Annotated in this window: 9 protein-coding genes and 1 riboswitch; of the genes, 6 read left to right on the top strand and 3 right to left on the bottom strand. The window is 64.1% G+C overall.

All coding sequences use genetic code 11. The annotated features are described in order from the left end of the window. Positions 1-3 precede the first annotated feature (3 nt). The 4 genes from HGK27_RS14045 (at position 4) to HGK27_RS14030 (ending at position 6,252) form a co-directional block, all read left to right on the top strand. Entirely contained in the window at positions 4-2,490 is a 2,487-nt protein-coding gene (locus tag HGK27_RS14045) for a TonB-dependent receptor (RefSeq protein WP_206241328.1), read from the top strand. A 153-nt stretch (positions 2,491-2,643) separates the two neighbouring features. Then, a complete protein-coding gene (locus HGK27_RS14040; protein ID WP_206241327.1) occupies positions 2,644-4,947 on the top strand; it encodes a beta-glucosidase in 2,304 nt (767 codons plus the stop codon). Between the two features lie 127 nt (positions 4,948-5,074). Continuing rightward, on the top strand, positions 5,075-5,974 hold the full coding sequence (locus tag HGK27_RS14035; protein ID WP_206241326.1) for a nickel/cobalt efflux transporter: 900 nt from the start codon (positions 5,075-5,077) through the stop codon (positions 5,972-5,974). Between the two features lie 11 nt (positions 5,975-5,985). Further along, positions 5,986-6,252 (top strand): metal-sensing transcriptional repressor, encoded by a 267-nt coding sequence (locus HGK27_RS14030; RefSeq protein WP_206241325.1) that lies wholly within the window; start codon positions 5,986-5,988, stop codon positions 6,250-6,252. 268 nt (positions 6,253-6,520) lie between these two features. On the opposite strand, the gene HGK27_RS14025 is transcribed toward HGK27_RS14030, so the two are convergent. Continuing rightward, entirely contained in the window at positions 6,521-7,483 is a 963-nt protein-coding gene (locus tag HGK27_RS14025; RefSeq protein WP_206241321.1) for a hypothetical protein, read from the bottom strand. Between the two features lie 544 nt (positions 7,484-8,027). On the opposite strand from HGK27_RS14025, the gene HGK27_RS14020 reads away from it, so the two are divergent. Further along, positions 8,028-8,639: an opacity protein gene (locus HGK27_RS14020; protein ID WP_206241319.1), complete on the top strand. Its 612-nt coding sequence runs from the start codon at positions 8,028-8,030 to the stop codon at positions 8,637-8,639. 64 nt (positions 8,640-8,703) lie between these two features. On the opposite strand, the gene ypfJ is transcribed toward HGK27_RS14020, so the two are convergent. Further along, complete coding sequence (ypfJ, locus tag HGK27_RS14015) at positions 8,704-9,624, bottom strand: KPN_02809 family neutral zinc metallopeptidase (protein WP_206241317.1); 921 nt, start codon at positions 9,622-9,624, stop codon at positions 8,704-8,706. A gap of 199 nt (positions 9,625-9,823) precedes the next feature. Next, positions 9,824-11,176: a voltage-gated chloride channel family protein gene (locus tag HGK27_RS14010; RefSeq protein ID WP_206241315.1), complete on the bottom strand. Its 1,353-nt coding sequence runs from the start codon at positions 11,174-11,176 to the stop codon at positions 9,824-9,826. Between the two features lie 23 nt (positions 11,177-11,199). Next, positions 11,200-11,287, bottom strand: a riboswitch (Fluoride riboswitch). Positions 11,288-11,884: 597 nt separating this feature from the next. Between HGK27_RS14010 and HGK27_RS14005 the strand changes: the two genes are divergently transcribed. After that, positions 11,885-14,905 (top strand): TonB-dependent receptor plug domain-containing protein, encoded by a 3,021-nt coding sequence (locus tag HGK27_RS14005; RefSeq protein ID WP_241127161.1) that lies wholly within the window; start codon positions 11,885-11,887, stop codon positions 14,903-14,905. Positions 14,906-14,956 lie beyond the last annotated feature (51 nt).

Below are 14,956 nucleotides of genomic sequence, written 5' to 3'. Positions count from 1 at the left end.
TACATGGTTCGGCATATGCTTGCCGCAAGCACGGCGCTTGCGGCTGTTGTGGCTTTCACGCCCGCTCTGCACGCCCAGGACACACTCAACGCAACGGCACCTGCTTCGGCTCAGTCCAATGACGGCACGCAGGTCGCCGAAATCGTGGTGACCGCCACCAAGCGCGAAACCAGCCTTTCCAAGACGCCGATCGCCATCTCGGCCTTCAGCCAGGATCTGCTCAACAAGCAGCAGGTTAAGGATGTGACGGGTCTGGCCCAGTATGTGCCCAGCCTTCACTTCGCCCAGCAGGGCGACCAGGGCGCGATCCTGCTGACCATGCGCGGCATCGGTAACGACAGCGCCTACACCGAAGTGGCCGACCCCGAAGTCGCCATCTATGTCGACGGCATCTACAGCCCGCGCGCCCAGGGCGCCTCGGCGCTGATGTATGATATGGAGCGCGTCGAAGTGCTGCGCGGCCCGCAGGGCACGCTGTTCGGCCGCAACGCCACCGTCGGCGCGGTCAGCCTCGTCACCGCCAAGCCCAAGTTCGACAAGATGTCGGCCGAGGTTGAAGTGGTGGGCGGCGCCTACAACCGCTTCGGCATCCGTGGCATGCTGAACATCCCCGTCACCGACAATTTCGCTCTGCGTGCGGCCTTCATCACCGATCGTCATGACGGCTACATCGCCTATCAGCCCGCCCCCAACGTGCCGGGCGTGAACCCCTCGGCCTATGTCACCAGCGGCAAGCGTTACTACGCCGGCGACCAGAAGTCGGCCCGCCTGAGCGCCCGTTGGGAACTGCCCAAGTTCCACTGGGATCTGACCACCGAATATTACAAGGACGATGGTTCGCCGATCCTGTCGCTGCTGCAGACGCCGCGCCCCGGCACGTCGTTCTGGTCGGCCCAGATCGACACCGCGCCGCAGACCGATCGCTACTCGGTCGGCATCCGCTCGAACATGGGCTATGATCTGACCGATCACATCGGCATCACCTACATCGCCGGCTGGTCGCGCGTGGGCGGCACGGCGGATTCCGACGCCGATGCCGGCGCTTTCCCTCCCACCGGTCCGACGGCCCCCGTCGACGCCTATGGCGAGAACCGCACGGCTTTCTCGCGCTATGACTTCTGGAGCCACGAACTGCAGATCAAGTCGACCGGCAAGAACGCCATCGACTGGATTCTGGGTGGCTACTACAGCCACGAAGTCAACAAGATCCGCTTCGACATCGACCAGCGCAACGGCTATCGTGACGGCACCTTCAACTGGGCCGGCACCTTCATCCAGGCCGACCGTTCGATCGACTCCGCTGCTGCTTTCGGTCAGGCCATCTGGCACGCGACGGACAAGATCAACTTCACCGGCGGTCTGCGCTTCACGCATGACCAGAAGCGTGACGTCGGCGGCCGTAACGTGACCTTCGCGGGTTGCCCCTCGACCCTGACCGGCGCTCAGGCCGCTGCCTGCGCCGCTGCCATTCCGAACATTCAGGGCATCTACGGCATCGACCTCAACGGTGCGGGCAATGCGCAGGATGTGGTCAACCAGTTGAACGCCCAGACCTCGCAGTATGGCAACCTCTGGTCGATCTCGCCCAACGACACGCATGGTTCGTGGAACAAGGTGACGTGGCTGGCTCGCGCCGACGCTCAGGTGACCGACACCACCCTGGCCTATGCCAGCGTCAGCACCGGCTTCAAGTCGGGCAACATCGAGGACGGCGGTCTGCTCGCCGGCCCCGAGACGCTGACCAACTATGAAATCGGTTCGAAGTCGCGCTTCTTCGGTGGCCGCGCCACGCTGAACCTTGCTGCCTATTACAGCAAGTTCACCGGCTATCAGGTCAACCAGGCGATCACCACGCGTGATGCCAACGGCAACATCGTGGGCAGCCAGATCGTGACCACCAATGCCAAGGGCGCCAAGTCCTACGGCATCGAGGCGGAACTGACGGCCAACATCACCCGCAATGACCGCCTGAACCTGGCGGCCACGGTGCAGAAGACCAAGCTGGACGACCTGATCACCGTCGACAACCGCATCTACAACAACGATCCGGCCAATTACGAGAACCTCAAGGGCAACGAACTGCCGCATGCGCCGCGTTTCTCCGCAACCGCGACCTATGAGCATGATGTTGTGATGGACAATGGCGGCAAGCTGACGCCCCGCTTCACCCTGCACTATGAGACCCGCAGCTGGCTGACCTACTTCAACGGTGACGTTGCCAGCCGCTATGCTCCTGCCGATCAGGCGGGCAAGGGTCTGCTGGGCACTGCCTTCGATCAGCAGAAGGCGTTTGCCAAGATCGACATCGCTCTGGCCTATACCATGCCCGGTGGCAAATATATGGTTGAGGCCTTTGCCCAGAACCTGACCGACCATCGCATCCGCACCAGCGCCAGCGTGTCGGGCCCGACGAACGGTCTGAGCCCGGTCTATCTGTCGAACTATGAGCCGCCGCGCACCTGGGGCGTTCGCCTGCGCGGCAGCTTCTAAGCCATGTTGCATCCGGGGTGCGCCCAGCTTCCCCGGATGCCCTGCACAGCCACCGCCGGTTTTGATCCCCCCCGTCGGCGGTGGCTGTGCCCTTTTCTCCGGCCCTTTCCTGGGCCGGAGAGCTTTTTCCTTACATCCTGATGAGGCCCGACCATGCGCCTGCCCGCGATCACTTTCGCCTCCATCGCGCTGGCCGCTTTGGCCATTGCCCTACCTGTTGGCGCCACGCCGGTTGCCGCCAAACCCGTTGCGGCCAAACCCGCCACCGCCGCGAAGACCAACCCCATCTGGCAGGACCGCAAGCTGGATGCGCAGGCCCGCGCCACCGCTCTGCTGGCCGTGATGAGTCGCGCTGAAAAGCTTCAGCTGGTCCGCACCTATTTTCCGCCCTTCACCATGGGCAAGCCGGGCATGCCGACGGACATGATCCCCTCGGCAGGCTATATGCCGGGCATCCCGCATCTGGGCATCCCGACCCTGCGTGAGAGCGATGCCAGCCTTGGCGTCGCCAACCAGGTCGAGCAGCGCAAGGGCGATGTCGCCACCGCTCTGCCCTCCAGCCTTGCCACCGCCGCCAGCTTTGACAGCACCGTTGCCTATGAAGGCGGACGGATGGCTGGCGCCGAGGCGCGCGCGAAAACCTTCAATGTGCTGCTGGCCGGCGGCGTCAATCTGACGCGCGACCCGTGGGGTGGCCGCGACTTCGAATATCTGGGCGAAGACCCGGTGCTGGCGGGCAACCTTGCCGGGGCGAGCATCGCGGGCGTGCAGAGCAACCACATCATCTCCACCGTCAAGCATTTCGCGCTCAACGCGCAGGAGACGGGGCGGATGATCGCGGATTCGCACCTCGACTGGACCGCGCTTCACGAAAGCGACCTGCTGGCCTTCAACATAGCCATCGCGCGCGGCAAGCCCGCCTCGGTGATGTGCGCCTACAATCTGGTCAACACCGACCATGCCTGCGAAAGCCATGAGCTGCTGACGACCATCCTGCGCGGCGACTGGAAGTATCAGGGTTTCGTCATGTCTGACTGGGGCGCGGTGCATTCGACGGTGAAAGCCGCGATGTCCGGCCTCGACCAGCAGTCGGGTGAGGAGCTGGACAAGGAAATCTACTTCGGCGAGCCTTTGAAGGCCGCGCTGGAGAAGGGCGAGGTGCCCGCCAGCCAGCTGGACGCCATGGCGCGCAACGTGCTGACCGGCATCTTCGCCAGCGGCCTTTACGACAATCCCACGCCGGTGACGGCCCAGCCCATCGACTACACCGCTCACGCGGATGTGGCGCAGAAGGCGGCGGAAGAGGGCATCGTGCTGCTCAAGAACGCGGGTGTGCTCCCGCTGGCCGCCAGCGCCAGGAAGATCGTGCTGATCGGCGGCCATGCCGATGTCGGCGTGCTGTCGGGCGGCGGTTCCTCGCAGGTGCGTTCGGTCGGCGGCGTGCCGGTGGAAATTCCGCTGAAGGGCGGACCGGCTGCCGGTTTCGCGCGCACCACATGGCACAATTCCTCGCCGCTGCAAGCGCTGCGCGCGCTGCTGCCCTCGGCGCAGATCACCTATGTCGATGGCAGCGATCCGGCTGCGGCGGCTCAGGCTGCACAGCAGGCCGATCTGGCGCTGGTCTTCGCGACGCAATGGCGCACCGAGGCCGAGGATATTCTCGACCTCAAGCTGCCGGGCGATCAGGATGGCCTGATCACGCAGGTTGCGGGCGCCCAGCCCAAGACCGTGGTGGTGGTGGAAAGCGGCGGCCCGGTGCTGATGCCCTGGCTCGACAAGGTGAGCGCGGTGCTGGCGGCATGGTATCCCGGCCAGCGCGGCGGCGAGGCCATCGCCAACATCCTGCTGGGCAAGGTCAATCCCTCGGGTCATCTGCCGATCACCTTCCCGGCCAGCGAGGCGCAGGCTCCGCGTCCGGCGCCCATCGGTCTGGAGATCGTGAAGGCGGATGATGCAGCCTCCAACGCCGGTTCGGCGGGCGGTCAGGCCAAGAGCTTCGTGGTGGATTACCGCGAGGGCGCCGATGTCGGCTATCGCTGGTACGCCAAGCAGGGCCTGAAGCCGCTGTTCCCCTTCGGTTACGGCCTGAGCTACACGCAATTCGCCTTCGGCGGCTTTGCGGTGACGCAAGGCGCCAAGGGCCCGATGGTCAGCCTCGATGTCACCAACAAGGGGCAGGTGGCGGGCGCCGCCGTGCCGCAGATCTATGCCACGCTGCCGGGCGGCGGCACGGCGCGACTGGTGGCCTATGGCCGCGTGCAGCTGGCCCCGGGCGAGACGCGCCATCTCACCCTGCCGGTCGAAATCCATGCGTTGGCCCATTGGCAGGCGGCCACGCGCAACTGGCGCATCGAGGCGGGCGATTATCGCCTGACTCTGGGCGCTCAGGCCGGTGACGAGCAGGCCAGCAAGGTGCTGCATCTGGCTCAAGAGACGCTCCCCGCCGCCGTGCGCTGAGGCGCTGGCGGCGCAGAATACGCTCCGGGGTGGCATCCCTCCGCCGCCCCGGAGCGTTTTTTTGGCCCATCGATATATCCCCCCCAGGGGGATAGGATTCATGCCGTGATGCTGCTAGGCCACCGGCATGACGAATCTGACCGAGCTTCTGCAACAGGGCGCCACGCACAGCTGGCTGTTCATTCCCATCGCCATTCTGCTGGGCGCGCTCCACGGGCTGGAGCCGGGCCATTCCAAGACGATGATGGCCGCTTTCATCATCGCTGTGCGCGGCACGGTGAGACAGGCGGTGCTGCTGGGTCTGGCCGCGACGCTTTCGCATACGCTGGTGGTCTGGCTGGTGGCGCTGGGCGGCATGTGGCTGCTTGGCGGGCTGAACGCCGAAAGCACCCAGCCCTATTTTCAGCTCGCCTCAGGTCTGATGATCGCGGCAATGGCGCTGTGGATGTTGTGGCGTATCCATCGCGAGCAGCACGGCCATCACCACCACGATCATGGACATGACCACCACCATGGACACAGCCATGCGCATGGGCACGACCATCGTCATAATGGGCACGGGCACCATCACCACGATCATGACCACCACCACGCCTCCGCCATGACAGCGGATGAGGAACACGGCCTCGAACTCATCACTGGCCATCACGCCGATGCCCATGAACGCGCCCATGCCGAGGATATCCGCCGCCGCTTTGCCAGCCGCAATGTCACCACCGGCCAGATCGTGATCTTCGGCCTCACCGGCGGTCTTGTGCCATGCCCCGGCGCGATCACCGTGCTGCTGCTCTGCCTGCAACTCAAGCGGCTGGTGCTGGGGGCGGTGCTGGTGCTGGGCTTCAGCGTCGGCCTTGCGCTCACCATGGTCAGCTCAGGCGTGATCGCCGCCCTCAGCATCAAGCATATCGCGCGCCGTTGGGATGGTTTCGGGGAGTTGGTGCGCCGCGCGCCCTATGCCTCGGGGCTGCTGATTCTGGTTGTCGGCCTCTATGTCGCGGTGCATGGCTGGCTCGATATCCCCCGCTGACGAGACCCACCATGAGCCATGCCGCCAACCCCGATCTGCTCAACCGGCTGAAACGCGCTCAGGGCCATCTCGCCAAGATCATCGAGATGGTCAGCGAAGGGCGCGACGGGTTGCAGATCGCGCAGCAGATGCAGGCGGTGGTCTCGGCGCTGGACAAGACCAAGACGCTGCTGGTGACCGACCATATCGAACACCATCTGGAAGATCTGGTCGGGCCGCTGCCGCGGGCTACGCGTGAGGAACTGGCCAAGCTGGGTGAGCTGGCGCGTTATCTGTAAGGGGTTGCAGGTAGAGAAGATGCGAGGGTCATAACCCTCGCGCTCCCTTTACTGTCTACGTGGCGCATCGGGTTCGGCCTTGCGCCCAGATTGCCGCGCCGCAGGCAGGACATGATGGTGCAACACTTTAGGGTGTTCATGCTTGCGGCGCCCCATGTTGCGCAGGTGGAGAGCCCGGGCACTCCATTTCGGCGCCACTGCCTTATCGTCGGGAGACGTCATGGGAGCGCGAGGGTGTAACACCCTCGCATCTACCCTTCTAACTTCATTACCGTGAAGGCTTCCAGGGGAAGTCCAACTGCTTCAACCCCAGCAGATCGGGCGCAGAACGCATTGCCTCGGCGATCTGCGCATTGCAGGCGAAGCTGACGTTGAGCTGGTCATGGCGGCCCATCTCGAACCACTCCACGACCACGCCGCTGTCGCGCCCTGCCGGAGCGGTGCAAGCGGCGAGCTGGCGCCCCTGCGGGCGATAGGCGGTCAGCCTGGCGGAGAAGGCTGCGGCCTGTTCGGGCTTCACCCGGGCGGTGTAGCGGCGATAGCGCCAGTCACTGCCGCCGGAGAAGTGCCCGCGCTCGATCAGCACCTTGCCGCCGGGGGAGACGGAAATTTTCAGCGTCTCGCAGGCGCCGCAATGGGTGCCGGGGGTGCTGGCGAAAGTGACGATAGCATTGGCGCTGCCCGGAGCGGCTGCCTCTGCCGGGGCAGCGGGGGGCGGTGGCGGGGGGGCTGCGGCAACCGGAGCCGCGTCCGGAATGGGTTCGCGCACTGGGGCGGGAGCCTCGGGGGCGGCCTTTTCGGCGTGGCGCGCCGCCTTATCCTGAGCGCGCTGGGCCTTGGCGTCTGCGGCGGCCTGAGCCTTGCGGTCGCGAGCCTCGGCCTTGCGCGCGGCGGCATCGGCCTTGCTGGTGTCGGGCGCAGGAGCAGGAGCCGGTTCCGCAGTGGGAGCAGGCGTAACAGGCGCAGGCTCCGGTGCCGCAGGAGCAGGAGCAGGGGGCGGGGGAGGCGTCGGCGCGGGCTCGGCCCGGCGCGGCTGCTGCGGAGGCGCGACGGGGGCCGGTTCAGGCGCCGGTGCCGGTTCGGGCTGTGCCTCGGGCCGGGTTGCGGTGTCGTCTTGCCCCCGCGCGCGCTCGGCGCCCTCGCGGAAATGGGCGCAGCCGCTGGTGACGGAAAGAGCCATCAGGCACAGGGCCAGGCTCATCGAGCGATGGGGGGGCGTAAAGCGTTTCACGAGCCCTGCTATGCCCGGCCCCGCGCCGCCGTGCAATCGCCTGATCCGTCGCAAATCATTCATCTGCGTCTTTCTTTGTCGCCGGAAGGTTCCATCCATCCGCCGCGCTTTCCGCGCAGGACAACGAGCCGTTCAGGTTACAATTCCGGCCGTGCATGTGGCAGGCCGGGGTTGGGGAGGCGGCCTTTTCGCCCGGAAAACGGGGGTTTCGCACGGTAATACGCGCCAACTTTCCCAAGCTTTTCAGTCAAAATTGCAGTTGCAGCATAAATGTCACAGTTGTGCGCGGCTTTGCCTGAAGGGGGAACCAGCGCTGTCCCCTGGGCTTCATCCCATGACGGTCCTGATGACCCGACGCACCGATTCCATGATGAACCGGTGATTGTGGAGCAAGGAATGAAATAGGTTTGACGTTTTGCAGGTGCGCCTGCCGGAAGGATTGGCCGATGATCGGGCCGCTCTCCTTCTATCTCAATATGTAACCAGATGATCTGGATAGTTCGCAGGATGCTGGACATTGTTCAGCGTTATTGGAGTTGTGCAAATGAAAAAATTCGCTCTTCTGGCGGCTGCATGCGTCAGCCTTGTGCCCGCTGCCGCTTTCGCGCAGGACAGCGCCCCGCCTCCCGCCGCTGACGCCCCCGCGCCCGACGACAGCGGCCCCAGGTCGCCCGACGGCTCCAAGGCTTTTGGCATCGAGCCTTATGTCGGCGTGCTCGGCGGCTACGAAAGCTTCGACCATCGCAGCCAGTTCGGCACTTCGCCCAATCACGGCACGCTCAATGGTGCGCTGATCAGCGGCGTGGCCGGTGTGAACGTGCCGCTGGGGCCGGTGTTCGTCGGCGTTGAAGGCAATGGCACCAAGGGCTTCAACGACATCAACTGGGAATATGGCGTGAAGGGCCGTGTCGGCGCCCGCGCCGGTGACAGCGGGCTGATCTATGTCTCGGCCGGTTACGAGTGGATCAACCCGCACAGCAACCGCGGTTTCAGCGACCACAGCAACTGGGTCTATGGCGTGGGTGTCGAAGTCGGCCCCAAGGACATCGGCCTGAAGGGGGCCACCGGACGCGCCGGGCCGCGCCTGCGCCTCCAGCTCGATACGGTGGACTTCCACAGCCTGCGCCCGATGGGCGGTGTGATCTTCCACTTCTGATCTGATACCCCCAACCTTCAAGGCGGTCCGGTTCTGCTGCCGGGCCGCCTCTCTTTGTTCGGGGTTAGAGCACTGCCGCCTTGAACGTGTCACACTGGCCCGGATCGCCGGTTTCCATACCTTTGCGCAGCCAGCGCATCCGCTGTTCCGAGGAACCATGGGTGAAGGCCGCCTCCACCGGCGTGCGGCCCGCTGCCTTCAGCAGCACATCGTCGCCGATCTGATGCGCGGCGTTGAGGCCGCTTTCCATATCGCCCGCTTCCATCCGGTCCTTGTTGCGCGCCGCCCAGACACCGGCATAGCAATCGGCCTGCAGCTCCAGCCGCACCGAGAGCGGATTGGCCTGATCGGGATCGGCCTGTTGCAGGCGCGTGACCTTGGTCGAGGTGCCCAGCAGCTTCTGCACATGATGGCCATATTCATGGGCGATCACATAGTCGCGCGCGAATTGGCCGCCCGCGCCCAGCTTCTGATCCATCTCGCGGTAGAAATCGGTGTCGAGATAGATGCCCTGATCCGCCGGGCAGTAAAAGGGCCCCATCGCGCTCTGCGCCGCGCCGCAGCCCGATGAGCCGCGCTGCGAATAGAACACCAGCCTCGGCTTGTCGAAGCTGTGGTTGCGGCTGGCGAACAGCGTGCGCCATGTCTTGTTGAGCGAGGAGAGCGCATTGCAGCTTTCCTTGCTGAAGGCATCCACCGTGCAGCTGCTGGCGGCGTCTTTGCCGCTCTCCACGGGCGCGCGTTGCGGGGCAGGGGCATAGGCTTGCTGCTCGCCGCCGCCGCTCACCAGCCCCAGCACGCTGAGCGGATTGATCCCCAGCGCCCAGGCGCCCACCATCAGCAGGGCAATGCCGCCAATCCCCAGACTGCCGCCGCCTAGCTGGAAGCCCTGTCCGGAAAAGCCTCCGAAGCCGCCAAAGCCGCCGCTTTTGCCGCGCTGATCCTCGACATCCACGTCGTTAGGGTCGAAATCGTCGAGCCGCATGCGTTCAGGTCCTGCGATTGGAGGGAGGGTCAGGTTTGGGAAGAAGCGAAGGGGTAGGCAAGTAAGAAGGAAGAAAAATGCGAGGGGAGAGTCTTTGGTTGGTCGCATATCTCAAGAGACATGCTCCGGGCCCTCGCGCTCCCATAACGTCTCCCGACGAAACCTCAGTGGCGCCCTGTCGTTCCGTCCGACCGCTCCATCAGCTCTTGCGGCGGTGTCTGCGGCCTCGCACGTCGCGCAAGGTCGTGCCTTGCGGCACCGGGCGGCCCATAAATTTCGGCAGGGCAATCCGCTGCGAGAGATAGATGCCATTATGGCCCGAGCACAGGCAGGCGACGAAGCAGGCCACCGCGATCGGCACCATATGCGTCGCGCCGAACAGCTCCAGCCCCATGATCGTGCAGGCCAGCGGCGTGTTGGCCGCCCCCGCGAACACCGCCACAAAGCCCAGACCCGCGAACAGATCCACCGGAGCCCCCAGCGCCACGCCCAGAGCATTGCCCAGCGCCGCACCGATAAAGAACAGCGGCGTCACCTCGCCGCCCTTGAAGCCGCTTGACAGTGTGACCACCGTGAACAGCATTTTGAGCGCCCAATCCCACGGCCCGGCAGGTGCGGTGAAGAAGCCGGCAATCGTCGGCATGTTCGGATCGGGCGACCACACGCCCAGCCCAAGGTAAGCCCTTGTGCCCACCGCATAGGTCAGGCCGATCACCGCCAGCCCGCCGACAATGCTGCGCAGCGCAGGATGCGGCATCGCCTTCTTGAGCCAGCCGCCCAGCGCATGATTGGCCTCGGCAAAAGCCAGCCCCGCCAGGCCGAAAGCCACGCCCGCCAATCCGGCCTTGATCACCAGCAGCGGATCGAGCGGCGCCGCGCCATTGGGCCAGGCCATAAAGGGAATGCGATAGGCGGTGTGCTGAATGCCCCACAGCCCGCAGACCCAATCCCCCACCAGCGCGGCGATCAGGCAGGGGATCAGGGCGGCCATTTCGATCCGCCCCACCGCCAGCACCTCCAGCGCGAAGACCGCGCCAGCCAGCGGCGTGCCGAACACGGCACCAAAACCCGCCGCAATGCCCGCCATCAGCATCAGCCGCAGCCCCCGTGCATTGAGCCGTGCCAGCCTTGCCGCTGTGCTGGCCAGCGATCCGCCCAACTGCACCGCCGTGCCCTCGCGCCCCGCCGATCCGCCAAACAGATGGGTGATCACCGTGCCCGCGAAGATCAGCGGCGCCATGCGCAAGGGCACGCCGCCGCCGGGCTCATGGATCTGGTCGATCAGCAGATTGTTGCCGGCCTCCACGCTCTGCCCCAGCCAGCGATAGAGCAGGCTGACCACCGCACCGCCCAAAGGTAGCAAAAACAGCAACCACGGATGCGCAAAACGCAAGTGGGTCGCCGCATCCAGGCTCCAGAGGAAAGCGGCGCAGAGCGAGCCCACCACAGCGGCCATCGCGATCAGCACCAGCAGCAGGCGTAAGGCGGCAAGGGCGCGATGCAGCCCGATATGGGCCAGGGCATGGAAAAGACGTTGGAATGTAGCGCGCATGATTCCTCCTTGTTGCCAGACGGCGAAAGGTAGGAATCATCAGCCTGCCAAGGTTTGACTGGGCAGGCGGTTCGGCATGATGCCCGGCGGAAATCCATCGCCGTAAGGCCGCAAATGCCCCAGAAGCCCTTTGACGTCAAGGTTAGGGCGTTGGCGTTGCTATGTGTTTTGTATGTTGCAGTGCAATAAGGGCTTGCCGGACTCAGGCTTCATCGACTAAGGGGCGGATCACCCTGTGAAGCGGTGTCAATTGGTATTTTGTGCAGAGTTGCAATTTTTCACGCAACAGCAACAAATGGACAGCGCCGCTTGCGCGAAAGATCGCCGAGTTTACACAGTGCTCCAGCGGCCAAAAGTGACATTTTCAGGACGAAATGTCTAAAATTGCCACACAAATGACCAAGTCACGGAAACTTTATTTCAATTCTGTGAAATAACCCGAGTCGGACTGCTGTGACTGCCATGTCGGCCACTGTGTTAAACGCGCAACATGAACAAGGCCAACCTGCTAACAGCGCTGTAAGTGGCTGGCGTAAGTCCATCAGATTAAGCCATGAAGCTGTCACGGACCTGAACGGACTCGGATTTCGCTCCCGCATGCTGGGCACATGCATGGACGTGATCATTCAACGAGTTGGGGAGGGTTAACAGGGGGCGGAAAGAGACTTGGGACTCTATCCACTTCATGAGGTGACAATGAATACTCGCATGAATCATGTGCTCAAGACGGGCGTCGCTACGCTTGTCCTGGGTACGGCGCTGATCGCCACTTCGGCTTTCGCGCAGGACGCCAGCCAGCCGACTCCGGCTCCGGCGGCAAAGCCTGCCGAAGACACCGGTCCGACCATCGTGGTCACCGGCTCGATCACCAAGAATCCGGCGGCCGCCACGGCCTCGCCGCTCGTGGTGTTGTCTTCCGAGAGTCTGACCCAGCGCGGCATCAACACCGTGTCTGACGCGTTGCAGACTCTGCCGGCCAACAACGCAGGCACCATGCCGACCAGCTGGTCGAGCTATGGCTTCGCCACCGGCGCCAGCGCTCCGTCGCTGCGCGGTCTGAACGACGGCTACACGCTGACCACCTTCGATGGTCTGCGCAGCGCGGTCTATCCGCTGGCTGACGACGGCGTGCGCAACTTCGTCGACCTCAACACCATTCCTGAATCGATCGTCGATCGCGTGGACGTGCTGCAGGACGGCGCTTCCTCGACCTACGGCGCCGACGCGGTGGCCGGTGTGGTCAACGTGATCGTGAAGAAGGAAATCGTCGGTTTCCACGCGAATGCTTCGGGCGGCATTTCGCAGCTGGGCCATGCCGGTGAAGCGCGCTTCGATGCCACCTACGGCAAGGGCCGCCTCGCTGAAGACGGCTACAACTTCTACATCAACGGCGAATATCAGCATAACGCCGCTGTGATGCAGAACCAGCGCGGCGGCATCTGGGGCACCGCCAACCAGTCGACCATCTGCGACGCTTCGGGTTCGTGCCTGAACAATGGCATCCGCAACGGCGTGCAGTCGACCGGCCTGATCAAGGCCTATGACGTGACCAAGTCGGCCACCCCGGTCGGCTTTGCTCAGGCCTGGGATCCAACCGCCAACAATGGCGCCGGTGGCGGCACCGGCCAGTGGACGATGATCACGCCTTCGGCCGGGTGCCAGGGGCTGACCGCGATCAACACCGCCGGCCATCTCGCTTCCACCGACACCGCCTCGCCCAGTGTGGCCTGTCAGCAGGACCGCACGTCGCAATATGCGATGTATTCGCCCGAGATCACCCGTATCGGCGCAAATGCACGTCTGACCGCCAATGTGAACGATCACATCCAGGTCTACGGCATGTTCAACTTTGCCGAGACGAAGACCTTCAGCTCGGGCAACCCCATATCGTTCAACACCCAGACGGATGGTGGCACCTATGACACCACCCAGCTGCTGCTGCCGGTCTACACCTGCGCGACGGGTGTGAACTGCAACGCCAGCAACGGCGTGCTCAACACCAAGAACAACCCGTTTGCCGCCAGCGGCCAGCAAGCGCTGCTTTCGGGCACCTATGACCTGCCGACCGAAACCTACACCAACGCCAAGACCTACCGCTTCTCGGGCGGCATCAGCGGCGACTTCGGCAAGGGCTGGAACTTCAACCTTGAAGGCACGACCTCGTGGATCAACCTCGATGTCAACCAGCTCAACTATGTCAATGCGGTGAATCTCCAGACTGCGGTGGCCGAAGGCACCTACAATTTCGGTGACCAGAGCACGAACACCCAGGCTGCCCGCGACTTCATCGCGCCCGCCGTCCACACGACGGACCGCTCGAAGCTGACGCAGATCCAGGGCACGGTGAACCGTGACTTCCTGCAGATGCCCGGCGGCCAGCTCAACATCGCGGTTGGCGCCGCCTACCGCTTCGAGAGCGTTTATCAGCCCAGCGCCAACCCCGATGACAGCTACTTCGGCGTCAACGGTGTGGCCGTGTCGGGTTCGCGCCGCGTCTATTCGGGCTTCTATGAAGTCGCGGCGCCGGTGTTCTCCTTCCTGAAGCTGAAGGCCGATGGTCGCTATGACAGCTATTCGAGCGGTCAGAGCAACTTCTCGCCCAAGTTCGAAGCACAGTTCCAGCCGGTCAAGCAGCTGAAGATCCGCGGCACCTTCTCGAAGGGCTTCAAGATCCCCAGCTTCAACCAGTCGAACGGTCTGCCGACGACGGGTTACTCGACGATTGGCTTCCAGTGCAGCGATCCGGTCTATACCGCCTTCTGCGCGGCGCACTCCAGCGCTCCGGGCTATTTCAACGGTGTTGGCACCAGCCGTACCGATCCGACCCAGGGCAGCGGTAGCTACTCACTGGGCGTGACGGCTGTGGGCAACCCCAATCTGAAGCCTGAGAAGTCGACCAGCTTCACGCTGGGCACGGTCTTCACGCCGAACCGCCACCTGACCTTCACCGCCGATTTCTGGCACACCAAGATCACCGACATCATCGTCTCGGTGACCGACACCACGCCGGCGCTGGAACAGTATTTCGCCAACAATGGTGTGGTCACTCTGCCTGGCCTGAGCGCGACCTCGGCGGGCATCGACACCGCCAACCCGACCGCGCTGGCGCTGCCCCGCACGATCGTGGCGTCCTACACCAACGCCAACTCGGAAGTGGCCTCGGGCGTCGATATCTCGGCCACCGCGCGCTACGAGCTGGGCCATGGCATGCGCTTCACCAGCCAGATGAACGGCTCGTGGCTGACCAAGCTGGCGCTGACCGCCGACGGGGTCGAATACCGTTATGACGGCACGCTGGGTCCCTGCGAAACCACCTCTTGCTCGGGTGCTCCGCACTTCCGCGCGGTGTGGGCGAACACGCTGGAATTCGGTCCGGAGCGCAAGTATGCTGTGACCCTGACTGGCAACTACACCAGCGGCTACACCGACAGCGCCACCGATGACGGCGCGGTCTATGGTGGCTGCACCGCCGGCAAGGGCGATACGGTGGGCTATCCCGATGGCACTCCGGTGATCTGCTCGACGCATCCGACCTTCACGATCGACATGCATACGCAGGCCCGTATCGACAAGCACTTCCTCATCTACATGGATGTGAAGAACCTGCTGAACTCCGGCCCGGTCTACGATCCGGCTGCTGGTTACGGTCTGTATCAGTTCAACCCTGCCTGGGACGACTCGAACTTCATCGGTCGTTACTTCCGCGTGGGTGCCAAGATCGACTTCTAAAGCCCGATCTTCGGTCTGACGACTGGACACAAAGAGAGGGGCGGCCTTTGC

The sequence above is a fragment of the Novosphingobium terrae genome, assembly GCF_017163935.1.
Lineage (GTDB): Bacteria > Pseudomonadota > Alphaproteobacteria > Sphingomonadales > Sphingomonadaceae > Novosphingobium > Novosphingobium terrae.
Note: the sequence above shows the minus strand (reverse complement) of the source record. Positions and strands in the feature narration are given on the sequence as shown.